The sequence below is a fragment of the Alteromonas sp. 4NH20-0104 genome, assembly GCF_057547795.1.
The window spans coordinates 78,827-100,657 of record NZ_BAAJLP010000020.1; the positions used below are offsets into that span (position 1 = coordinate 78,827).

Consider the following 21,831-nt stretch of genomic DNA (forward strand, 5'->3'; position numbering starts at 1 on the left):
AACTAACTGGGACTCTTTATTTCATCATCACTTTATCCGAAATGGCTTTAATGCCATATTGCTGGGTTTTATTTTGCCAGGCAGCTATAAGTGAATGATAAAAATCGGGAAAGTCATCTTTTACATCTACACTTTCGGCAGGGTCATCCATCAGGTTGTACAGGGCAAAGCCATTTTCGGCATAAGAATCTTCCTGTGCCACCAGTTTCCCTGACGCACCAAAGCACGATTGTTATGATCAAGCACCGTGACATAGTCATCAGCATGTGCCGATGCCGTTTCACCACTAAACATCGGGACTAAAGAGGTACCTAACAACTGGTGTTTCTGATTTTGAGGGTAAGTCGTACCAGCCAGTGCTAAAAAGGTTGGAGCCAGATCCATCACCGTAAAATAAGCACTGTTAACACTGTCATCCCGCACCATGGGACCAGCGGCAATAAACGGAGCTCTTATCCCGCCTTCGGTGGTATAACCCTTGGTATACTTAAACGGAGCAGAAGCTTCCGCCCACGGGTAACTCAAACTCAAAAACGTATCGGCTTTTCCGTAATCGGCTAAATCGTCATTATTATACTTATTGCGTAGTGCTTTTACGAAAGGACCTCGGTTGTATAAATCTGAAGGCGCTGCACCATTGTCCCCATAAACACAATCAGCGTATTTTCCAGTTCACCACGTTCAGCAAGGTACTCAAGTAAACGGCCAATGTTGTCGTCCAAATTGGACACCATGGCAGCATATAGCTCCATTTTCCGGGATTCGCGGGCCTGCTCATCCGCAGTGAGTGAACGCCAGGGTTGCACTGTTGGATGAAGCTCTGAGAGAGTCTGATTTTCGGGAATTAAACCTGCTTTTTTGAGATTTTGCAGGTTTTCTTTTCTTAGAGCCTCATAGCCCTCATCATAAGCACCTTTATAACGGTTTAACTCATCTTCAGGAACCTGTAATGGCCAGTACGGACTGGTGTAGGCAGCGTAAATAAAGAAAGGCTTATCTTCCTTTTTGTCCTTCTCGAGGTAACTAATTATTTTATCGGTATAAAAGTCTGTGGAATATTGCCGTGCCGGCCAGGAAGTTAAGTTGCCATCATCATAATAACGGCTGTCTTCAGCCATGAAACCACGTCCGTCAAAGTGATTACCGCCACCATCTTCCAGTGCCCAGGAATGTTTGAAGCCTGCGCTGGCAGGACTGTATTGCGTGGAATATCCCAAATGCCACTTACCGGCCATCTAGGTATTATATCCGGCTTCTTGCAGGAGTTTTGGAAAAGGCACAATGCGGTCAGACAAATGATGCTCAAAACCCGGCGTATTATCGAGGATTTTAGATGGTAGTTGGTTGCCTATACCAGCGATATGATTGTTATTACCGCTTAATAACATTGCCCGGGTTGGCGCACACATTGGCGCGGTATGAAATTGAGAGAATACAGTGCCCCTTCCTGCCAGCGCATCAAGGTTAGGCGTTTTGATTCGACTGCCATGAACACCGATATCAGCAAAACCCAGATCGTCTGCAACGATGAGTAATAAGTTAGGCTGTCTGGTAACGTCAGTCGGGGATACCGAATCAACTTCTACGCCGGGCTGCTCATTATTACAGGCGGTCAGGCTCAGAATACTCACTGCACAGCCCACTATCATTTTTAACTTCATAATTTCTTCCCCAGATAGTCACAAATATTAGCGTCATGAAGAAGAGATTATCTATGTAGGCATCAAATGAATAATCAGAATTACAAACAGGCTACATTAAATTAACAATTAATAGGGGTGGTTCGGGTTGAAAAGTGGCCAAACGATTACTATCGCAGAGTACTGTAGTCTTCCATATCCTGACGCTTATCAATTTTGTGTTGATCTTCTGAGCGTCCTTTTCTCCAGTAACTGGTGAGGTAAACCTGACTGCGTGGGATCTTAAATTGTTCATCCAGTTCAGAGCGTATCACCCGCATAGACGAAAATTCACAGGCCGCCCAGACTGATGGCAAGCCAGATAACCATTCAATATCATGCAGTGCACTGGCAAGCGCATGATGGTCTTCAGCTTTAATTTGTATAATCTGGATACCTGGTGGCGTGGTAATACGGAGGTCTGTAATCTCATCTTCAACAGCCAGAATCACATATCCCTGAGAGTCAGCCGCTAAGGCTTCAACCTGAGCACTAATCGCGGGTAATGCAGTCAGATCTCCCATCAGTAACACCCAGTCACCCTGCTGTGAGATATTTTTCGAAAAGCCCGGGCCTTGTACCGCTATCTTGTCGCCGATTGTGGCAGTACTTGCCCAATAGGAAGCTGGCCCATCTTCAACCGTGCCACCATGCAGCATAAAGTCGATAGTGAGTAACTGATGTTGCTGGTCAAAATGACGTACCGTATAAGTGCGCACTAAAAGTTTCTGCTTAGAGTCAAGAGTGCAATGTACCGGCTCACCAAATTGATTAAATAACAGCTTTAAATAGCTGCCGGGCGGCGTGTTGGCAAACGGTTGTAAATCCTTGCCAGTAAAGACAATGCGTTTCATCCCCGCACAAAGGGAATTAACCGAATGGACTGTTAATACATAACGATTAGTTTTTTTCATACTACTCAACTTTCTGGAACTCAGGCTGATGTCAGTAACAATCCATTAGCCACCAGCACACTTAGTGTTTTATCCCTTTCGAACCCTGCGTTTTCAGCTCCAGGAGTAAATAATGGAGGCTGCTTTCCAAAGCCTTCTTCTAACCCCGGATCCGGTTGCCATGAGACTAACGACAAATCGGCTCCAGTTTGCTCTGCGATCTCTTCTACCAGTTCAGTCATCCCCACTCTCAACGCTGGCAAAGTGACCACCCGGTTAGTCGGCATCAAAGCACTGTCTAGCTGACTGGCATGAAACAAGTTTAATGCACATTGTTGAACGGACATTAACCACATTGTAGCTTGTTCTGAAACCGGTGAAATGAAAGGCTCTTTGCAGGCCAACAGATGAAAAACATTACTTAGAAACGCCGATTTCAAGCCGTTCTTTGCCAGCGGTCTGGCAATGATACCCGGCAGGCGTACAGCTACTGAATCAACCAAACCTCTGCGACTTAAATCAGCCAAAGCCAGTTCTACCATAGCCTTGTGAGCGCCATATGTCATGGCTGGCACTATTGGGCTGGCATCATCAACCACTTCTGGCATGGGCGCCCCCAAAACAGCAATGGTGCTGGTAAATACAATTCGCGGGCAGTTGTCCTGGGCGGCAGCACGTTCAAACATCGCGAGGGTTGCATCAAGGTTAACCGCTTTAGACAGTGCAGGATCCTGTTCTGCCGCCCCGCCCGGAACCGCAGCCAAATGAAATAAAATATCACATGGGCTGGCAAACACTTCATCAAGCACGCCGGGGCCCTGCAGACTGTTTTCTATTAGTGTTACTCTTTCCGCAGGCAAAGTAAGATGCGATAGCACATTATCAATTAGCACTAAATGCCAGTCGGTTTGCTTTGCCAATACCTCACATAACTGCCTGCCAACAAAACCACCTGCACCGGTCACAATAACCCGCTTCATACTTACTCCCGTAATACGTACATCATGTCATATGCACTATCATAAACGCCCCCTTTATTAATGCCTCATTCGTTTTACCGATACATTCTATTAATAATTGCAATGCGAATTATCCCCTGTTCCAATTGACAGACTTCATCCTCAGGCGCACTATTTTGCATAGCTATGCAATCACATCTAAAAATTATTAGTTACTGTTTTGTATATAGTTTAAATATTCTCACCGAAGGTATTTATGGGTGAAACAACACTTCATTTTTGCCAGAGTAGCCAAAACAAATGTTAAATATTTGTTTTATTTTCAACGGGATAAAATGATGATTCATGAAGTCGCTGAACTAACCGTCTCCCCGCAGGATATGCAGGCATTTGAACAAGCGGTTAACGAGGCCGCACCTCACTTTCAGGCAGCAGAAGGTTGTCACGCACTGCGACTCGAAAAAGTTATCGAGCACTCAGGTCAATACCGGTTGATTGTCGCTTGGGAAAGTGTTGAGGCGCATATGGTGACATTTCGTGAATCAGCCGGATTTCAGGCCTGGCGTTCACTAGCAGGGCCATTTTTTACTGAGCCACCAAAGGTATATCACCTGGAACTGGTGGTAGCAGGATTCTAACCGTGACAATCAGCGTTAAAAATGTGCCTGCTGCCATGGACGTTGCCCGGTTAGCCGGTGTTTCACAATCTGCGGTGTCAAGAGCATTCACCAACGGTGCCAGCATATCAGCCAAAACCCGGGCAAAAGTCATGGCGGCTGCAGAGGAATTGGGCTACCGGCCCAATCAACTGGCCCGTTCCTTATTACGCGGCCGTTCGCAGTTGATAGGCGTGGTACTGGGCAATATGGAAAACCCTTTTTTTCCACTGGCTCTGGACACCTTAACAAAGCAACTGGACGTCCACGGTCATAAAACACTGGTTTTCACCGGTGAAGCAAATCAACAGGCCGACACGTCCATTGAAGACATGCTTAATTATCGGGTTGACGCATTGATTCTGATGGCTACCACCCTCTCATCGTCTCTGGCCGAACGTTGCCAGGCCGCTGGCATACCGGTGGTCTTTGTTAACCGTATAAGCCATGTAAAACGATGCAGTTCGGTCATCGGGGATAACCAACATGGTGCAAGACTGATCGCCCGGCATTTGGTCGATAATGGGTATCAGCGAATTGCATTTATGGCCGGCATTGAAACCTCTTCTACCAGCCGCGATCGGGAACAGGCCTTCATCGATGCTTTGATTGCTTTAGGAAGATCAAAACCAATGCGCGTTGTGGGCCACTTTAACCGTACTGGCGGCATGCAGGCAATGCGGAAACTGCTTGAGCAAGGTGACCGCCCTGATGCCGTTTTCTGCGCTAACGATCATATGGCCATGGCGGCCATCGATGTCGCACGCTACGAATTTTCACTGGAACCAGGCAAAGACATTGGTGTGGTGGGCTTTGATGATATTCCACAAGCTCAGTGGCCTGGTTATGACTTAACGACTTACTCACAACCACTTCATGAACTCATTGGTCATGCTGTAGAGAGAGTACTGTCACAAATCAACCTTGATGAAGCGGTTCACACCGTGGTGAAAGGTAATTTAATTTTGAGATCCAGTACAGACGCTAATTATTAGCGGCTCCCTGTACCCTACATTAACCTTGGAGAAGAAAATGGCAACCTGGCTAAAACGCGGCGCCGCCGCTGAATATAAAGCAGACGTGGACCGTAAGGTCCGTGACATCGTAGAAGGCACTCTGGCCGACATAGATGCTCGCGGTGATGCAGCAGTACGCGAGCTGTCAATTAAATTTGATAACTGGGATCGGGAAGATTACCGTTTGACTGACGCTGAAATTCAGGCTTGCATCGATACCCTGTCACCTCAGGATTTAAAAGACATCGAATTCGCTCAAACACAAGTACGTAACTTTGCCCAAATTCAGCGTAATTCAATGAAAGACGTAGAAGTTGAAACCATGCCAGGTGTGATACTTGGTCATAAAAATCTTCCGGTAAACGCTGCTGGTTGTTATGTACCTGGCGGTAAATACCCTCTTCTGGCATCTGCCCATATGTCGGTTATTACTGCGAAAGTCGCTGGTGTACCAAGTGTTATCACTTGTGCCCCACCCTTTAAAGGGAAACCCGCTCCGGCAATCGTTGCCGCACAGGCTCTTGCGGGTGCTGATGCAATATACGCATTGGGCGGTATCCAGGCTGTTGGCGCAATGGCACTCGGTACAGAGTCGATTTCACCGGTTGATATCCTGGTAGGTCCGGGTAACGCGTTTGTTGCCGAAGCGAAGCGTCAGCTTTACGGTCGTGTTGGTATTGATCTGTTCGCAGGTCCAACTGAAACCTTAATCATCGCTGATGAATCCGTTGACGGCGAAATGTGTGCAACGGATATTCTGGGTCAGGTAGAACATGGTCCCGACAGCCCGGGAGTACTGCTGACCAACTCCGAAAAACTGGCTCGCGAAACCATGGCGGAAATTGAACGTCTGCTGGAAGTTCTACCGACTGCGGATCATGCCCGCAAAGCTTGGGAAACCTATGGTGAGGTTATTGTCGCAGACAGCTACGAAGAGATGGTACAAATTGCCGATGACATTGCCAGCGAACACGTACAGGTTATGACTCAGGATCCGGACTATTTCCTGAATAATATGACGAACTATGGTGCTTTATTCCTCGGCCCACGTACCAACGTAGCCTATGGCGATAAAGCGATTGGTACTAACCATACGCTGCCAACCAAAAAATCAGCGCGTTATACCGGCGGTCTGTGGGTCGGTAAATTCCTGAAAACCTGTACTTACCAAAAAGTGACCACGGATGAAGCATCCGCACTGGTAGGTGAGTATTGTTCACGTCTTTGTGGACTGGAAGGTTTTGCTGGTCATGGTGAACAAGCTAACCTGCGTGTTCGTCGTTATGGTCAGCAGGACGTACCTTACGCAGGTACTGCATCACCGAGCGATAAAACCAAAGCCTAAGGAGAACACCATGAGTACTGTCGAGCTTCCAGCAATGCCTAGTTTTAGTTTGTCGGGAAAACGGGCAATAGTAACCGGTGCCGGCCGCGGTATTGGCTCTGCCATTGCTGCCGGTATGGCAGAAATGGGAGCCGAGGTAACTCTGGTGGCGCGCAGCGAAGGCGAAATTACCGCCGTCGCTGACGCTATCAACGCCTGCGGCGGTCGCGCAAGTGCTGTTACACTGGATGTCAGCGATCTATTTGCCGTTGACCGCTTTTTTGAAGAACGCGATGCCTTTCATATCCTGGTAAACAATGCGGGGACTAACCGCCCCAAGCCTATGATGGAAGTTAGCCAGGACGATTACGATGCGGTGTTGGATCTCAATTTGAAAAGCGCCTTTTTCGTCGCTCAGGCCTGTGTTAAAAAGATGATTGACGCTGAAATTAAAGGCTCATTAATTCACATTGGTTCACAAATGGGGCATGTGGGCGGCCCCAACCGTTCCTTGTATTGTGCCTCTAAATGGGCAATGGAAGGTATGAATAAAGCCTTTGCGCTGGATTTAGCCCAGTATGGCATCCGTTCAAATACCATTGCTCCCACCTTCATTGAAACGCCACTCACCAAACCATTTTTCGAGGACAAAGCCTTTTTAGCCTCAGTCCTGGAGAAAATTAAGATTGGACGCATTGGTAATGTACAGGATTTAATGGGAGCAGCTGTCTTTCTGGCCAGTGATGCATCAACCTTAATGACTGGCACCAGTATGGTGGTCGACGGTGGCTGGACTGCAGAGTAAAGATAAGTAATGAGTAATATACCTGAGTTTTCATTTCACCATGGTGGCGTTAGCGTACCGGATCTGGACGCAGCAATCGCCTGGTATGGCGACACCCTGGGATTTGAACTGGAGCGGCGCTTTTTTATTGAAGCAGCTAACGCCCATGTTGCCATGGTAAAACGTGGCCCGCTTCGTTTTGAAATTTTTGAGGTCGCCGGTGCCTCCCCCTTGCCTGAGGAACGCCGTCACCCGCCATCTGATGTAAAAACCCACGGAAACAAACACGTCGCGTTTATTGTGGACGATTTGGAAGCGTTTTTAACCGTTATGGAAGAAAAAAAAGCAGACGTTGCTTTTGTGGTGCGTGAGAAATTTGGTAAAGGTTGCTTTATCCGCGATTGTGCAGGTAACCTGATTGAATTTGTTGAAGAAAACAAACCTTAAAAAATGACACTGCAGTAACAAGGGATGAAGCTTTCATCCCTTTGTCGTTTCAATTACCAGGCGATGGCACCGGCATCAACAGAAAAATCTGCGCCGGTCACAAAAGAAGCTTCGTCGCTGGCCAGATAAACCGCGCACCAGGCGATATCCTCAGGCTGTCCTAACCGTTTCAGCATATTTTTCGCCATCACAGCATCCAGAAATCCCGGTTGCTCGATAACTGGCGCTGTGGCGCCCGTAACAATTAATCCCGGAGAAATAGTATTGGCACGCAGTTTAAACGGTCCGCCTTCCATCGCCAGTTGACGGGTAAGTGACAACACGCCGCCTTTGCCAGCACAGTGTGCCAGGGCCGGCGAGCCATCCAGTGCCATGTAGGCATTAGCCGATGCAAAATTAATGATCGAGCCCGACTCACTCGCTTTTAAATGCGGCCAGGCTGCCTTACATACCAGAAATACCGAGTCCAGTTCAGCACGCAATGTCAACTGCCATTCTGCATAATCCAATTCTTCAATCCATTTAAAAACGGCGGTAGCCGCCGCATTAACCAGAATATGCAGCGCTCCATGCTCCGCAACGACCTGATCAACCATCTTATTTACCTGGCTTTCGTCAGTAAGGTCTACCGCTTGGGAAAAGTGAATGGTTAACCCTTCCTCAGCGGCTTCAGCAACCGTATTCTGAGCGCCTGGTGCATTCAGATCTGTCCCTACAACGATTGCTCCCTGACGGGCAAACATCAGTGCACAACCTTTGCCTATCCCACTACCGATACCGGTTACCAAGGCAATCTTACCTTTCAGCCGATCCCCTTTCTTAATCCTAAGCTTGTCATTTTGTTCCATAGTAAACCCTAAGTACTCTTTTTTGTCAGATTATCAAAGGGCCAGACAACAAACATTAATTTAACAATCCGATTTATCAATACACTAAATTCATCTCCAAAATAGGCCGCCACACCTTGCAGTATATATGTGTTATCGCATCGACAAATATCGACTATCCGAACTACCAATTTTTAAAATATTGTTAACTGCTTTAGCGTTCAGCTTGTGAATATTGTGTAAACAATTTATTCAGAGAATGTGGGGCAGTGCCAGTAATACAGGCATTATCAGGACAACCTGCCGGGCAGTCTAAACTTCTGTCAGAAGTCTGACCGGTTAAAAAAAATAACAATGTCCAGCGCCACAATAGTTAATTTCAATGCAGGAAAACACTATGAAGTTAAAACACTTGTCAGCATCAGTGGCTGTCGCTTTACTTACTAATTCCACCATGGCTCTGGCTCAGGAAGAAAATACAAAAGAAAGTAAAGCAACAGAAGTCGAGCAAATTGTCGTAACGGCTAATTTTAAAGAACAGTCGTTACAAGAAACCGGTATGGCGATAGATGCGATTAGCGCTGACCGCCTGGCGAAAGAAAACATTACCAGTGCTGCTGAACTTGCTACCCTTGTTCCCGCTTTGACTATTACCAATAGCGGTGGTATTGCCTCACAGGTTTATATGCGTGGTGTGGGTAACAAAGCGAACAACAACTACCTTGATCCAGCCATTATCCTTACCTATGACGGCGTCGCACTCGCCCGCGGCAGTGCAACGGCAATTGGCGGTTTTTTCGACCTGGCCCGTGTTGAGGTACTTAAAGGTCCGCAAGGAACCTTATATGGCAAGAATGCTACCGGCGGTGTTTTAAACCTTGTTCCTGTAAAGCCCAAGCTGGAAGAAACATCAGGTTTTGTCTCGGGGTTACTGGGTAATTACGGGGCCTCCAATATCAGTGGCGCACTTAACCTTCCCGTTAGTAAAAACAGCGCGGTGCGCATTGCGGCAAATAAGATAAGCCGCGATGGTATCAATAAAGATGGCACCAATGATGATGATCGCACCACTGTGAGAGTACAGTACCTGCATGAGTTTGGTGATGAGTGGAGTCTGCGCATCGCTGGTGATATGACAGACATTGGTGGTGTCGGCTTTAATACACAAGCTATGGGCGCATACGATCCTGATTTTAATTATATTCCCAGTGGGCTGGATGTGACCGAAGGCCCTGCTTCTGAGGCGTCCAATGCTTACCGGAATGGCGTGCTTTCCGCCCCGGGTTTTGGTTACCTGAATTCGATTGACGGCGATGAGTTGTATACCGATGCAACACTAAAAGGAATTAACGCGGAACTCATTTATCGCGGTGAAGATTTTACCATGACCTTTATACCTGCCTGGCGTAAATCAGAACAGGATTCACGTTTTGTAGGTCCGGGCTTTAATTCCGGTTGGTGGCAGAATTCAGCTGAGCAACGATCTGCAGAATTACGATTTGCAGGCATGGTTGGCGATAACATCGATTACATCGCTGGTTTATATTATTTCGATGAAGACCTGACCGGTAATAATACCTTTAACCAGGAGTTTGTGCTGCCGTTTCAGGACTATACCTCCAGCGGTACCTCTAAAGCCATTTTCGGCGAATTGACTTATCATATAAACGATGAAATGCGCTTAATTGGCGGGGCTCGTTTTACTAAGGACGAAAAAGAACTTACCGGTGAGATGAATAACTTCATCACATTCTGTGGTGGCTTACCACCAGCTTTAATAACGCCTCCGGCCTCTTTTGAACAAGGCTGTCATATTGAGGGTAACTTACCGCATTATCCAACGCTTGATACACCGGCTGAAGCCAGCCAGTGGTTAGTGGATAATGGCTGGGCCAGCAACTTTATTGAAATTCCGCCGGGTTATCTGATTCCACTGGATAACGGTGTCGGTCAAATTCTTAACGCAATCAATGTAACGGATACGTCTTACTCCGATAGCGAGCCAACCTTCAAGATTTCTTATGAGTGGGACATAACCAACGATTCAATGCTTTATATGACCCTGGCAACCGGTTATCGCTCAGGCGGCCTGCAACCCGCTACGAATGAGCCTTATGAGTCAGAGTTCATTAAAGCGTATACGCTGGGTGCAAACAATATCTTCCTGGATGGCTCTCTACAGTTAAATGTCGAAGCGTTTTACTGGGATTATGAAGACCAGCAGATTTCATACTTCAACGTGAATGAGCAAAACGTTCTGGAAAATACTACTACGAATGTCGGCGCCTCAACCAACAAGGGGTTTGACGTTGACGCACTTTGGCGTGCGACTGAAAACACAACGATTACAGCCAAAGTACAGTATCTGAAAGCAACTTATGATGATCTGAAATTTACCACGTCGCCACCTCGTCACAATATAAACTGCCCGATGGATGTAGTGGGGGCTCTGGATGATGGTACACCGGTAATGGAATTTGATTGTTCTGGTAATCAGTCAATCTACTCACCTGAATGGTCCTATCAACTCGGCGTAGAACACGTAGTGCCATTTAATACAATGAACCTGGTACTGGCGCTGGATACACGCTGGCAGGATGATCAGGTGTCTGGTTTTAATAACCTTGCCCATGAAAACATCAAGGCCTATTCAACCACTAATATTAACGTGACCCTGGAAGACGTTGATGGTGACTGGACCGTTGGCCTGTTTGCTCACAACCTGGAAGACAAGCACCGACTGACCTCTACTCAGACCCCGTTATTAGGGGTAGCTATGGGCCAGTACGGTCTGGATATGACCTACGGCATCCGGGCTACAGTACACTTTTAATCTCAAATGGTTCCCCCCCGTTCGCGAAAAAATTTAGGACGGGGGGAGAACCAAAACCACCTCTAACAAACTGTATTTACTAAATAAAATATTCATTTGTTACCGCAATAAGTGCTATCAGCACAACGAATTTGTGAACTCAGGTGAAGCATTTACACTGCTATTTTATTAGATACATGTTACAGATATGAAAGTGAGACGTTAATGGGTAGACTAAATGACGTGCGCCGTGTAGTGACCGGACACAATAAAGACGGCAAAGCAATTTTTAAAGATGATCAAAAATTCGAAACCAAACTGGTCAAAAGTGGTGACGCAGAGTTTGCGCTAATCTGGACTGCGCCTGACCTTCCGGTAGACAACAATGACGAAACTGATGGTCGCTTACGTGATGCCGGTTTAACACTTAACGGTGGCTCTGTCATACGCGTCGTCGATATGTTGCCCGGCAAGGAGTCTCCATTTCATCGTACCAACAGCCTTGATTACGGCATTGTGATGTGTGGTGAGTTAGAACTTGAGCTGGACGATGGGCAAATAACCCTGCTGGGCGCGGGTGATATCGTCGTGCAACGAGGCACTATTCACCTGTGGCGTAACCCCAGTGAAACCGAAGTATGCAGAATTGTGTTCATTTTAACTGAAGCTACTGCAGCTGAAGTGAATGGCGAACCTCTTCCAGAAAAACACCCTTAAGCAGTCAGGAGCGTTTTCAGATGTCCAATTATGATGTAATTGCCATGGGTGCGGGCCACAACAGCCTGACAACCTGTGCGTATTTAGCCAAAGCAGGTAAAAAGGTGTTACTGCTTGAGCGTCATGGCTACGCCGGTGGCGGTGTTGCCACCCAACAAATTTTAACACCAGGCTATCATCACGATCTGCATTCCAGTGTGCACATCATGATCCAGGCTAACCCCATGATCACCAATGATGAGCTGGATTTGTTCGCTAAATATGGCATGAAGTACAAGTATTCTGATGTGCCTCATGCAACTATATTTGCTGATCAATCAGTATTAATGACTTATCAGGACCTGGATAAAACCTGCGAATGTATGGCCAAAGTTTCTCCTCAGGATGCAGAAGCCTATCGCAAATTCGTTCAGCTAGGTCAAACCATGCTTCCTATGATTATGCCAGGCATGTACAAGCCACAACCTCCCCTTGGTGCGTTAATGGCGATGCTGGACAGCAGTGAAGAAGGCCGTCTGATGATGGACTTTATGCAACGTAGCAGCCTGGAGATTATCAACACCTGGTTTACTCACGACAAAGTCAAAATGCACATTGCCCGCGCGGTGTCTGAAAATCTTCAGTTACCGGATGAACTGGGAACAGGCATGGGTACCATCATGTTTACTGCCCTGATGCATACCTACGGTGTATCTCAGCCCTGGGGTGGTTCCGGTAAACTGTCAGAATCCATGGTCAAAGCCATTGATGCAACCGGCGGTGAAATTCGTTACAACAGCGAAATTAAACGCATCCTCGTATCAGGCGGAAAAGCCGTTGGCGTTGAGTTGATGGACGGCGAAAAAATCATGGCTAAAGATGCCGTCATCGGCTCCATGCATCCTCATAAAATCCGTCAGTTCGTTGATGGTGTGCAGGAACCCGTTCTTAAACGTGCAGAAAATGCCAGTCTGGCGGCGTTCAGTCTGTTTGTTTCTCATTATGATTTACGCGAACAAATCCAGTTCCACACTCCAGAAAAAGATGTGGAAAAAGCTATCATGCTGACCCTCTGTCAGCACGAGAACATGGCTGATATGCAGCGAGACTTTGATGCATTAAAACGTGGTGAACTGACTGACATCATGTTCTCCGCCGGCAATGACGAATCGAAAACCGATCCGACCCGGGTCCCTGAAGGTGCAGGCATGTGGCACAGTACCGGCTTTGCACCTTATGAGCTTTTCGAAGGAGGCACCTCTCGCTGGGATGAGTACAAGGAAGAGTACGGTGAAATTCGCCGTCAGCAACAAAGTAAATTTGTTTCTAACTTAAACAGCGACAATATCGTTGCCCATAAATTCTATTCACCTCTGGATTTAGAACGTAACTCACCAAACTCCATGGTTCGTGGCGATGTACATGGTGTAGCGCCCTATTTCTATCAAAGTGTGGGTCACCGCCCTACTCCGGATTTAGGCCAGTTCCGCATACCCGGGCTGGACAGCCTTTATCTGGTAGGTCCTTCAATGCCTCCTGCTGGTGGTGTTGTTGGCGCAGGTCGCGCTGCAGCAATGGTCATGTTCGAAGATTTCGGAATGGACTTTGACAGTACCTTTCAGACAGGCGAAGGCAAAGAGGTAATTCGTCAGAAAGCGCGTTCAACAGCACCGAAGGACGGCGCCATGCGTTTATTTGACGAGAACGATGCGGAGTTAATGCAGGTAAACAGCATAGAGACCGAGGACGATGAGCTCGTCATTAAAGGAAAGACCTTCGGGACTATGCCTTTGGTCGCTCGTCTAGGACCCGGTGACCTGCGCAGAGCAATGAAACTGGCCATAACACCCAAAAAGCTTGTTTCCATTATCGGCATGCTGTTTGGCAAAGACTAAACAGCACCACTCCCCCTTAGCGAGTAATAATTATGACAACAAGAACAGCGGGTACCCTACAAGGCATTATTTTAATACTGCCAATCACCTTAACTGTAATGGGGGCTGTGTTACTGGCTCCTATTATGCCCAAACTAATGGAAGCTTTTGGTGATATAGAGGGAGCTAACTATCTGGTACCGATGCTGATATCAATACCCGCCTTGTGTATAGCCCTTGGCGCCCCCGTTGCCGGCTGGCTTGCTGATAATATTGGTCGGCGTCGCCTGCTTATCTGGTCGATGGGCCTTTATTCAATCTGTGGTTTACTGCCCCTGGTTATTGATAATTACTGGCCATTGTTAATTTCTCGAATTGGTGTGGGAGTTTGCGAAGCAATAGTTATTACCTGCAGTACCACTCTGATCGGAGACTTTTTTACCGGTGATCAGCGCGATAAATGGCTCGGTAGTCAGGCTGCAATGGCTTCATTATCAGCGATGTGTTTGTTCCCACTGGCAGGTTTCCTCGGCTCAGAGTACGGCTGGAGGGGTCCATTTGCAATCTATGGCGTTGCACTGATAATGATGGCCGGAGTCATCTTTTTTACCTGGGAAATTGGTAAAAAAGAAGGACATCAGCATGATCTAATTGATCACAGTGCCAAAGGCGACGAGCCTACCGTTTTTCCCTGGTCGCACATGCTAAAGGTGTGCGGTTTTACACTGGTGGGTGGCGTGATGTTTTACATTTTGCAATTCCAGTTAAGTACGGCTTTGGGTACCTTTGACATCAATGATCCGGGTAAAGCCGGACTGTTGCTCGCCATTGCCAGTATTGGTGTACCTGCAGGGGCTATTGCCTACCGCTATGCTCATCATCATCTCTCGGTCAGAAATCTGGTTATACTTGAGTTCGGTATTCTAGCACTGGGCTTTTTTGGTATGTCGCAGTCGACATCGCCGGAAATGCTGATTGTTACGGGCTTTATTAATCAGTTTGGAGCAGGGTTATTATTACCTACCATGCTGACCTGGGCGGTTTCAAAGTTAGAGTTTACCGTTAGGGGCCGCGGCACAGGCATGTGGCAATCAACTTTCGCCATCGGCCAGTTTGCTTCCACATTAAGCTTTGCGTTTGTGCTGACTCAGGTAGGTGAGGAAAACTTTTTGCAGGCTTTTCAGGCCTTCGCTGTTGTTGCTCTGGTGATGTGTTTCATCGCTGTCTTTTTCGTCCAGAACAGCCGTGTCCAACCCGCTAAAGAAGTGTCTTCTCACTAAGGCTTGTAAAGCTTTAGTGCATGCACTAGTCACAAACACTGCCCTTCAGGTTTGTACTTGAAGGACTTTATCTTTTATGACTTAGAATTTCTAAGCCGCTTTCGCGATTTAAATGCCTCCGTAATCAAAAAAATTCCCTTGCTCTAAACAGGTGCTAACTATTTCAATTACTAAAAAGCCGGGGTGCTGTTTTAAACGCCCCGGCTTATTCTTGGTAAAACGATGTTTGAGTTATCGCTTTTACGCTTTAACCATTTTGTGATCAATCATACCGAAAACAGACTGACCCTCTGCATCTTTAACATCAAATTGCAGAGTTTCACCAAACTTCAAAAAGTCGGTTTTTACTTCACCTGTCTCAAGGATATCCAGCGCACGACGTTCGGCCAGGCAGGCAGAGCCTACTTCTTTCCAGCCTTTATTAGAGACTGTACCGGAACCTAACACCATGCCAGCTTTGATGTTGCGGTTATAAGCGATATGGCCTAGGATCTGACCAAAAGTGAAGTCCATCTCTCCACCATTTGGATTACCGAACCATTCACCATTGCGGCTTACGTGCATATCAAGGTGAATACCCCCCTCTTTCCAGGCATCACCAAGTTCATCAGGCGTAACAGCAACTGGTGCAAATACAGTGGCCGGTTTAGCCAGGATAAAACCAAAGCCCATCTGCAACTCGCGGAACAAGTGCTTACGCATACTCATGTCGTTTAACATGGTTACTAATTTGATATGCGACTCAATCTTATCGGCTGGCGTGCCTAAGGGAATATCATCAGTAATGACCGCGAATTCCCCTTCAAAATCGGCGTTATCTTCTTCAGTGATAAACGCGTAGTCTTCGTGAGGGCCCTTAAAATCGTCACTCTGACGCTGAATCAGGATAGGTATATTCGGATCTTTCTTAACGTCCAGATTAAAGGCCTTTTCCATGATATTGCCATGATTTAAAAAAGCCGATGCATCAATAAACTGATGACAGCGAGGCAGAGGCGCCATGGCCTGATAAGGGTCAAAAGTAAAACTGTTATGACATTTTCCATCATTAAGCGCTTCATAAAGACTCGATAACAGCCCCTCTACTTCTGACCAGTTTTCAATGGCGTATTGCATTGTCACGGCAATGTCTGCAGCTTCAACAGCCTGGCTCAAATTCTTCGACACAACGACTAACTTTCCGTCTCTTGTACCGTTCTTAAGGGTTGCTAATTTCATAAATTACTCCGTTAAAAATTTACGCCGCCGTCACAATTAATGACTTGGCCCGTGACAAAACCACATTCTTCCGACGTCAAATACAACATAGCGCCCACTAAGTCCTGGGGCTCTTCGGTTTGTTTGATTAGCTGAAGGTTGTTTTTCACGGCATCAAAAAGTTCAGGTGGTAAATTTTTTGCTGACTCTGGTGTGCGGGTAAGCCCCGGTGACAGTGCATTGACTCTCACCCCATTACTGCTGAATTCAGCCGCCAGTGCTCGGGTTAAACCAATACCAGCCATTTTAGTGGTTACGTACGCGCTGAACCCCGGCATTGGTGTACCGGTGGTACTGGACGCTATTTGCAGAATTCGACCATAGCCACGTTCCACCATCCCGCTACCAAAACGCTTAGCCAAAATGAAAGCAGCTTCAACATTGATGGCTTCAAACTTTTTAAACTCGTTAATATCCAAATCTGCTAGGGGAACCACAGGCATGTAGGCAGCATTATTAATAAGAATATCCACTCGACCGAAACCGGTTAATACATTTGCAGCAAATTGAGCGACCTGATTATTATCAGACAAATCGACAATTTCGCTGTAAACCCGGCGACCCAGGGCTCTGATTTCGGCTTCAACCTCAGAGGCATCCTTTATATCAGCGATGGCAATGTCACAGCCTCGCTGTGCCAGAGCCAGTGCAAACTCGCGACCTAATGCACCTGCAGCACCAGTAATGACGGCAATTTTGTTGTTGTGGCCTGCCATAAGTTTTACTCCTGAATTATTTGTAAACAAAGTGTAACAGCAGTTTTTTGCTGACACTATTCAGGAATACGGAGGCCTGTTATTTGTTGAACAAATAGTGGCGCAGGATAGTTCAGGGGGAACCAGCCAGGGGTCTATCGCTGCTAACAATAATGCTCTTTTGCTGTGGCAATAATTTGCTCACGCATCCATTTCAGACCCGGATCATGGTCTCGAAACTTGTGCCATTGTATAGCCCAGGTCACCTCAGGTAATTTCACCGGGACTGGCACTATTTTGATTGGTAAGAACTGTTGCCAGTGCTCAGCAAGATGACGATATACCGTAGCAATACGTTTGGTGCCCGGCAAAAACTGCGGGATTGCATTAAACGTTGAGGTTATAATTTCTGTTCGTGGTTCCAGGCCATACTCAACTTTTAGTAACAGCTGATCCTGGCTGGCCACACGGTTGGTGCCAAACTGCACCGTCACATGGCCTAATTTCATATAGTCTTCCAACGTCATCTGCTCGGTAACCTTACTATTGTTTTCGCAACCTATACAGACAAAGCCTTCAGAAAATAAATCAGTGGATGGGTGTGTTTCGTGAATTACTGCTCTTGGCATAATCATGAAATCCACATGCCCTCTTTCCAACTCTTCGGTGGGTTTATTGGTGGGCATAAAAAATTCCATTTGTATGCCAGGCGCTATTTCAGCTATTCGTTGGGCAACGTGGGTCATAAAAACCGACGCATTATAATCACCAATGTAAAATTTGAAGTTACGCATGCAGGATGCCGGGTCAAATTCTACCCCCCGTTCAACCGTCGCCTGAATTTGCATAAGAATGTTGTGTACGGGTTCAGCAAGGCTTTCACCGAGTGGAGTTGGTTGCATTTTAGACCCAACCCGAACCAGCAACTCGTCGTCAAAGAATTCACGCAAACGCGACAATGCACCACTGGTGGCAGGCTGACTCAGGCAAATGCGCTCTGCCGCCACAGTAATGCTTCTTTCCGTTAACAGTGCGTCCAGCGCTACCAGTAAATTCAGGTCAAGTCGATTTAATCGCACAATAACTTCCAATAAGAGTTTGATATCAAAATAGTAGAATACACATCAGTAACATATAAGCAACACCATGCAGCACTTCTTTACATTTGCCGTTAGAAACCGTTTCGCCAGACTAGTTTCCGTCGGTTATCACAGTGCCGCCGTCCACAACCAGCGTTTGACCTGTGGTAAATGCACCGGCCTGGCTGGCCAGATATAAAGCAGTTGCAGCAATCTCATCGGGTTCGCCAATTCTTCTGAGTGGTGTCATTTGTAAACGACGTGTCATGAAGGCCTCATTTGCCTGTAAATGCTGTGACAATGGCGTATTGATGAGGCCCGGAGCAATGGCATTGGCCGTGATGCCGTCAGGTCCGCACTGCACCGCATAATTCCGGGCCATCGACATAAGTGCCGCTTTAGCCACACTATAAAGTCCAAGCGCCTTGTTACCTCGCAGACCTGCAATACTGGCGACATAAATAAGCCGTCCCCCGCCTTTCTTTCGCATGGTCGGGATCACTGCGGTACTGAGCTGCTGACAGGCGAGTAAATTAATCTGCATTAATTGTTGCCATTGCGCTGGCGAACAATCTTCCAATCCACCCACCTGCCCTTCAATACCGGCACAATTAACCAGAATATCAACAGGTTGTCGGTGTAATAAATGACAAAGACCATTGACGCTGTCCGGGTCGGACAAATCAGTGATACGCGAATCAATATCGGTTTGCTCAGCGAGACTGACAGACAGCTTTGATAATGTGTCATCATCGCGATCTGTCAGCAACAAGCTGGCTCCGGCATCCGCAAACAGAGTGGCAATAGCACTGCCTACTCCCCCCGCCGCACCGGTTATCAGCGCACGCTTCCCTTCCAGGCTAAATAGCTGGGTGACGGCCAGCATGGTTAGATTGGTGCCATCAACGCACTCATCGAGAGCGCCATAATTTGCATATGCTCTACTTTTGAGCCTCCGGTTTGCTCGATTTCTCCAAGCCGTTTTGAGTTGGCGACGATCAGACTACAGCGCGTCCATCTGCGATCTTCAAAACGCTTCAGAATCTCTTCTACCGTACCGCCAGCTTTCACTTCATCGGCCAGAACGACTGCATCTTCATGGCCCATACCCGCGCCGGAAGCCAGGTGCGGCGTAGTGGCATGTACCGCATCGCCCATCAATAATACCCGGCCTTTGGACCAGGGGCGCTGCATAATCATACCTTCCAAGGGACGGGCCAGAATGCTGGAGTTTTCGTTTAACTCTGCTTTTACTTTCTCAATAACAGGGGCAGTGAATTCGGCAATTAAACCTTTTAAATGAGGCAACAGTTGCTCATCCGGAATACGAATCTTTTGGGGCTGCTGCTCGGTATAGTTGAGATACATATGAGTATTGGAAACCGGTGTGAAACCACATTTCCCGTTCGGACCATAAAATAATGCAGGACGATCCAGACCATGGCGTTCAACGACTGCTCGCCAGACTACCTGCCCGGTGTACTGTGGTGTAGGTGCATCAGGAAAGATCATCTGACGGGTTTTCGAAAACACCCCATCCGCTGCTGCGACCATATCGTAGTTATCTGATTCGCCGTTGGTAAAGGTAACCTCAACTGTGTCGCCTTTATCTTCAAGCGTTTCATAAGTATGGCCAAGAAGTACTTTTACACCGGCCTTTTTCGTTTCTTCTGCCAGAATTTTCGCCAATACCGGACGCATAATGCCGCCACCGCCAACAATGGAGCTGCCTGGTACTGCGGGAGTCGGAATTTGACGCAGATGGGTACCATCCGCAGTAAACATATCCACGTTCTGGCAAATGGCGCCATGTTGTTTAAATTGGTCAAGCACACCAATTTGCTCGATGGCTCTGAGCGATGGTCCGCTTACGGTTATTCCGGCACCATCGGTACGCCAGTTGTCATCCAGCTCAACCAAATGAACTTCAACGCCTTGCTGTTGAAGCAGAATAGCCGCTGACATGCCGGTAAAACCACCGCCAACAATAAGGATTTTCTTCACAGATTCGCTCATAACATTACTCACTTAAGTATGTGGCCACCATATCAGGTTACCGTTGCTGTCAACGGTGACCTTTTCAGGCGTTAAAAACTGGCCTTCACAGGGCCCCTGAATGCATTCACCACTGTTCAGGGTAAATAAAGCACCATGAGAACCACATTTTATATATTGCTTACTACCGTCCAGATACCTGTCGCGCCGCCATGCCATTGGCGCAGATTCATAACCCATGTGCGGGCAAGAATTTCGGTAAGCGACGATCCTGCTGGCAGTTAACCGAATGACAAATAATCGGTCCTGCGTTTCACTATCGGGGCGATACCCTTTGGATTCACCTGGTGGAATCTCTGCAAGTTCGCCAAGATAAACACCCTCACTCAATGAGGATCGCCTCCCGGCATCCAGTTAGCCGCCAGGGTAAAGTTAAAGATTTGAGATGCATCCGCTTCGGCCATTGTTTCACGAGGCACCCAGCTATCATCGTGTAAGTCCATATCGGCATCGTATTCCACATGCACGCCCATCGGACTGTTGAAATACCAGAAGTAATTGGAACCAAAGATATGGCGGCCAGGTCCCCAAAAACTTTCGTAGCCTTTATCCTGAAATCGCTTACCAGCTAGTAATAGCTCATTCGGGCCCGCGACGTGGAAGGTAAAATGCTCACAGCCCTGCATATGCGGCGGTGTTTCAATAATAAACAGGGTATGGTGTTCAAGGGTACCTGAAGGACGCAGAAACGGCCCTAACTGGGTGAAGCGATCCACTACTTTAAAGCCAAGCCTGTTAATGTAGAATGACTCCGCTTTTTTGCCATCGGGCACAAAATAAACAACATGCGATAATGATGCTGGAACGATATCGTATGAGGTATCAGCACCAATTTGATTTGGTCCGCGTACCGCGTCAAACCCTGGCGAATTCACCTGCTCGTTTTTGCCGTCAAAAGGTTTGCGGCAGGTCACCTGAAAACCCAGTGCAAAACCGCTGTCATCGACCGTGGTTAATTTGCCAGAAGCCTCTTTTCCAACCTCGCGGTCTTTACTTAATTCAGCCTCAATGGCATCCAAAGTGTCCTGATCAGCAACACCATATACGGTCTCACGTAACATTGAGCCGGTTGGCAATGGAGCAGGTAAGCTGGCATCGTCTCGATGCTTAATCACTACAGCTGTGCCATCGAGTCCTTCGAACCGGCCACCAGAGGCATCAACATTCAAAGGGATCAGGCCGTAGTCTGTCATGTACTGACAACATGCTTCGACGTCATCAACACCAAACACCAATTCATCAGGTCCGATAATATTCATATAACACTACTCTTCTAATGATTATTTATTTAAACCCAGTCTAATCAGAGATGAACCACTCTAGAAATTGTTTGCGCAGATACACTTTATTTACATTAATGATAACGATCAAATTAAAAATCAAAATACCAAAAATCAATCACTTAACTAAACGAACTCGCCCCACCAAAAAACCTGAACAATCGTTTCAATTAACAATTTTGACACAGTTCAAAGCGTACTTTGTTTTCCTTAGACTG

20 protein-coding genes and 1 pseudogene are annotated in these 21,831 nt (G+C 47.1%); 9 read left to right on the forward strand and 12 right to left on the reverse strand.

The features are described from left to right. Positions 1-16 precede the first annotated feature (16 nt). The 4 genes and pseudogenes from AC27IB_RS14950 to AC27IB_RS14965 all read right to left on the reverse strand — a co-directional run bounded on the left by AC27IB_RS14950 (position 17) and on the right by AC27IB_RS14965 (position 3,552). Positions 17-202, reverse strand: coding sequence for a hypothetical protein (locus tag AC27IB_RS14950; protein WP_487121912.1), 186 nt, complete (start codon positions 200-202; stop codon positions 17-19). A gap of 391 nt (positions 203-593) precedes the next feature. After that, positions 594-1,661: pseudogene (locus tag AC27IB_RS14955) on the reverse strand (sulfatase-like hydrolase/transferase). Positions 1,662-1,810: 149 nt separating this feature from the next. Then, a complete protein-coding gene (locus AC27IB_RS14960) occupies positions 1,811-2,593 on the reverse strand; it encodes a siderophore-interacting protein (protein WP_487121914.1) in 783 nt (260 codons plus the stop codon). Positions 2,594-2,613: 20 nt separating this feature from the next. Then, a complete protein-coding gene (locus AC27IB_RS14965) occupies positions 2,614-3,552 on the reverse strand; it encodes an NAD-dependent epimerase/dehydratase family protein (protein ID WP_296049128.1) in 939 nt (312 codons plus the stop codon). A gap of 239 nt (positions 3,553-3,791) precedes the next feature. On the opposite strand from AC27IB_RS14965, the gene AC27IB_RS14970 reads away from it, so the two are divergent. From AC27IB_RS14970 to AC27IB_RS14990, 5 genes are read left to right on the forward strand one after another with little or no spacing between them, the layout of a single operon-like run. Continuing rightward, complete coding sequence (locus AC27IB_RS14970; RefSeq protein ID WP_296049127.1) at positions 3,792-4,169, forward strand: antibiotic biosynthesis monooxygenase family protein; 378 nt, start codon at positions 3,792-3,794, stop codon at positions 4,167-4,169. Positions 4,170-4,171: 2 nt separating this feature from the next. Further along, entirely contained in the window at positions 4,172-5,182 is a 1,011-nt protein-coding gene (locus AC27IB_RS14975; RefSeq protein WP_487121917.1) for a LacI family DNA-binding transcriptional regulator, read from the forward strand. Between the two features lie 37 nt (positions 5,183-5,219). Further along, positions 5,220-6,548, forward strand: coding sequence for a histidinol dehydrogenase (hisD, locus tag AC27IB_RS14980; protein WP_296049123.1), 1,329 nt, complete (start codon positions 5,220-5,222; stop codon positions 6,546-6,548). Between the two features lie 10 nt (positions 6,549-6,558). Beyond that, on the forward strand, positions 6,559-7,332 hold the full coding sequence (locus tag AC27IB_RS14985; protein ID WP_296049122.1) for an SDR family NAD(P)-dependent oxidoreductase: 774 nt from the start codon (positions 6,559-6,561) through the stop codon (positions 7,330-7,332). 9 nt (positions 7,333-7,341) lie between these two features. After that, entirely contained in the window at positions 7,342-7,758 is a 417-nt protein-coding gene (locus tag AC27IB_RS14990) for a VOC family protein (protein WP_487121919.1), read from the forward strand. A gap of 53 nt (positions 7,759-7,811) precedes the next feature. On the opposite strand, the gene AC27IB_RS14995 is transcribed toward AC27IB_RS14990, so the two are convergent. Further along, positions 7,812-8,606: an SDR family NAD(P)-dependent oxidoreductase gene (locus AC27IB_RS14995; RefSeq protein ID WP_296049119.1), complete on the reverse strand. Its 795-nt coding sequence runs from the start codon at positions 8,604-8,606 to the stop codon at positions 7,812-7,814. Positions 8,607-8,982: 376 nt separating this feature from the next. Here AC27IB_RS14995 and AC27IB_RS15000 point away from each other — a divergent pair, with 376 nt between their 5' ends. From AC27IB_RS15000 to AC27IB_RS15015, 4 genes are all read left to right on the forward strand, one after another. After that, positions 8,983-11,418, forward strand: a complete 2,436-nt coding sequence (locus AC27IB_RS15000) for a TonB-dependent receptor (RefSeq protein WP_487121922.1) — start codon at positions 8,983-8,985, stop codon at positions 11,416-11,418. Positions 11,419-11,622: 204 nt separating this feature from the next. Continuing rightward, positions 11,623-12,114, forward strand: a complete 492-nt coding sequence (locus tag AC27IB_RS15005; RefSeq protein ID WP_487121924.1) for a cupin domain-containing protein — start codon at positions 11,623-11,625, stop codon at positions 12,112-12,114. A gap of 20 nt (positions 12,115-12,134) precedes the next feature. Then, positions 12,135-13,988: a phytoene desaturase family protein gene (locus tag AC27IB_RS15010; protein WP_487121926.1), complete on the forward strand. Its 1,854-nt coding sequence runs from the start codon at positions 12,135-12,137 to the stop codon at positions 13,986-13,988. A gap of 32 nt (positions 13,989-14,020) precedes the next feature. Beyond that, entirely contained in the window at positions 14,021-15,247 is a 1,227-nt protein-coding gene (locus AC27IB_RS15015) for an MFS transporter (protein ID WP_487121928.1), read from the forward strand. 240 nt (positions 15,248-15,487) lie between these two features. Here AC27IB_RS15015 and AC27IB_RS15020 read toward each other — a convergent pair whose 3' ends face one another. From AC27IB_RS15020 to AC27IB_RS15050, 7 genes are all read right to left on the reverse strand, one after another. Then, complete coding sequence (locus AC27IB_RS15020; protein WP_296051211.1) at positions 15,488-16,465, reverse strand: fumarylacetoacetate hydrolase family protein; 978 nt, start codon at positions 16,463-16,465, stop codon at positions 15,488-15,490. A gap of 11 nt (positions 16,466-16,476) precedes the next feature. Beyond that, the gene (locus AC27IB_RS15025; protein ID WP_296051209.1) at positions 16,477-17,220 is read right to left on the reverse strand and encodes an SDR family NAD(P)-dependent oxidoreductase; all 744 of its coding nucleotides are present in this window, start codon (positions 17,218-17,220) and stop codon (positions 16,477-16,479) included. A gap of 143 nt (positions 17,221-17,363) precedes the next feature. Beyond that, positions 17,364-18,278 carry a LysR family transcriptional regulator gene (locus tag AC27IB_RS15030; protein WP_296051206.1) on the reverse strand — a complete coding sequence of 305 codons (915 nt, stop codon included), beginning with the start codon at positions 18,276-18,278 and terminating at the stop codon, positions 17,364-17,366. Between the two features lie 112 nt (positions 18,279-18,390). Next, a complete protein-coding gene (locus AC27IB_RS15035) occupies positions 18,391-19,164 on the reverse strand; it encodes an SDR family NAD(P)-dependent oxidoreductase (RefSeq protein WP_296051203.1) in 774 nt (257 codons plus the stop codon). Between the two features lie 2 nt (positions 19,165-19,166). Beyond that, entirely contained in the window at positions 19,167-20,294 is a 1,128-nt protein-coding gene (locus tag AC27IB_RS15040; protein ID WP_487121931.1) for an FAD-dependent oxidoreductase, read from the reverse strand. Positions 20,295-20,306: 12 nt separating this feature from the next. After that, positions 20,307-20,663, reverse strand: coding sequence for a Rieske (2Fe-2S) protein (locus AC27IB_RS15045; protein ID WP_487121933.1), 357 nt, complete (start codon positions 20,661-20,663; stop codon positions 20,307-20,309). After that, entirely contained in the window at positions 20,660-21,592 is a 933-nt protein-coding gene (locus tag AC27IB_RS15050; protein WP_487121935.1) for a VOC family protein, read from the reverse strand. The genes AC27IB_RS15045 and AC27IB_RS15050 overlap by 4 nt, the downstream gene beginning before the upstream one ends. Positions 21,593-21,831 lie beyond the last annotated feature (239 nt).

Coding starts and splice junctions, on each gene's coding strand:
- AC27IB_RS14960 (WP_487121914.1), bottom strand. CDS start 2,593: ATGAAAAAAACTAATCGTTATGTATTAACAGTCCATTCGGTTAATTCC.
- AC27IB_RS14965 (WP_296049128.1), bottom strand. CDS start 3,552: ATGAAGCGGGTTATTGTGACCGGTGCAGGTGGTTTTGTTGGCAGGCAG.
- hisD (WP_296049123.1), top strand. CDS start 5,220: ATGGCAACCTGGCTAAAACGCGGCGCCGCCGCTGAATATAAAGCAGAC.
- AC27IB_RS14985 (WP_296049122.1), top strand. CDS start 6,559: ATGAGTACTGTCGAGCTTCCAGCAATGCCTAGTTTTAGTTTGTCGGGA.
- AC27IB_RS14990 (WP_487121919.1), top strand. CDS start 7,342: ATGAGTAATATACCTGAGTTTTCATTTCACCATGGTGGCGTTAGCGTA.
- AC27IB_RS14995 (WP_296049119.1), bottom strand. CDS start 8,606: ATGGAACAAAATGACAAGCTTAGGATTAAGAAAGGGGATCGGCTGAAA.
- AC27IB_RS15000 (WP_487121922.1), top strand. CDS start 8,983: ATGAAGTTAAAACACTTGTCAGCATCAGTGGCTGTCGCTTTACTTACT.
- AC27IB_RS15005 (WP_487121924.1), top strand. CDS start 11,623: ATGGGTAGACTAAATGACGTGCGCCGTGTAGTGACCGGACACAATAAA.
- AC27IB_RS15010 (WP_487121926.1), top strand. CDS start 12,135: ATGTCCAATTATGATGTAATTGCCATGGGTGCGGGCCACAACAGCCTG.
- AC27IB_RS15015 (WP_487121928.1), top strand. CDS start 14,021: ATGACAACAAGAACAGCGGGTACCCTACAAGGCATTATTTTAATACTG.
- AC27IB_RS15020 (WP_296051211.1), bottom strand. CDS start 16,465: ATGAAATTAGCAACCCTTAAGAACGGTACAAGAGACGGAAAGTTAGTC.
- AC27IB_RS15025 (WP_296051209.1), bottom strand. CDS start 17,220: ATGGCAGGCCACAACAACAAAATTGCCGTCATTACTGGTGCTGCAGGT.
- AC27IB_RS15035 (WP_296051203.1), bottom strand. CDS start 19,164: ATGCTGGCCGTCACCCAGCTATTTAGCCTGGAAGGGAAGCGTGCGCTG.
- AC27IB_RS15040 (WP_487121931.1), bottom strand. CDS start 20,294: ATGAGCGAATCTGTGAAGAAAATCCTTATTGTTGGCGGTGGTTTTACC.
- AC27IB_RS15050 (WP_487121935.1), bottom strand. CDS start 21,592: ATGAATATTATCGGACCTGATGAATTGGTGTTTGGTGTTGATGACGTC.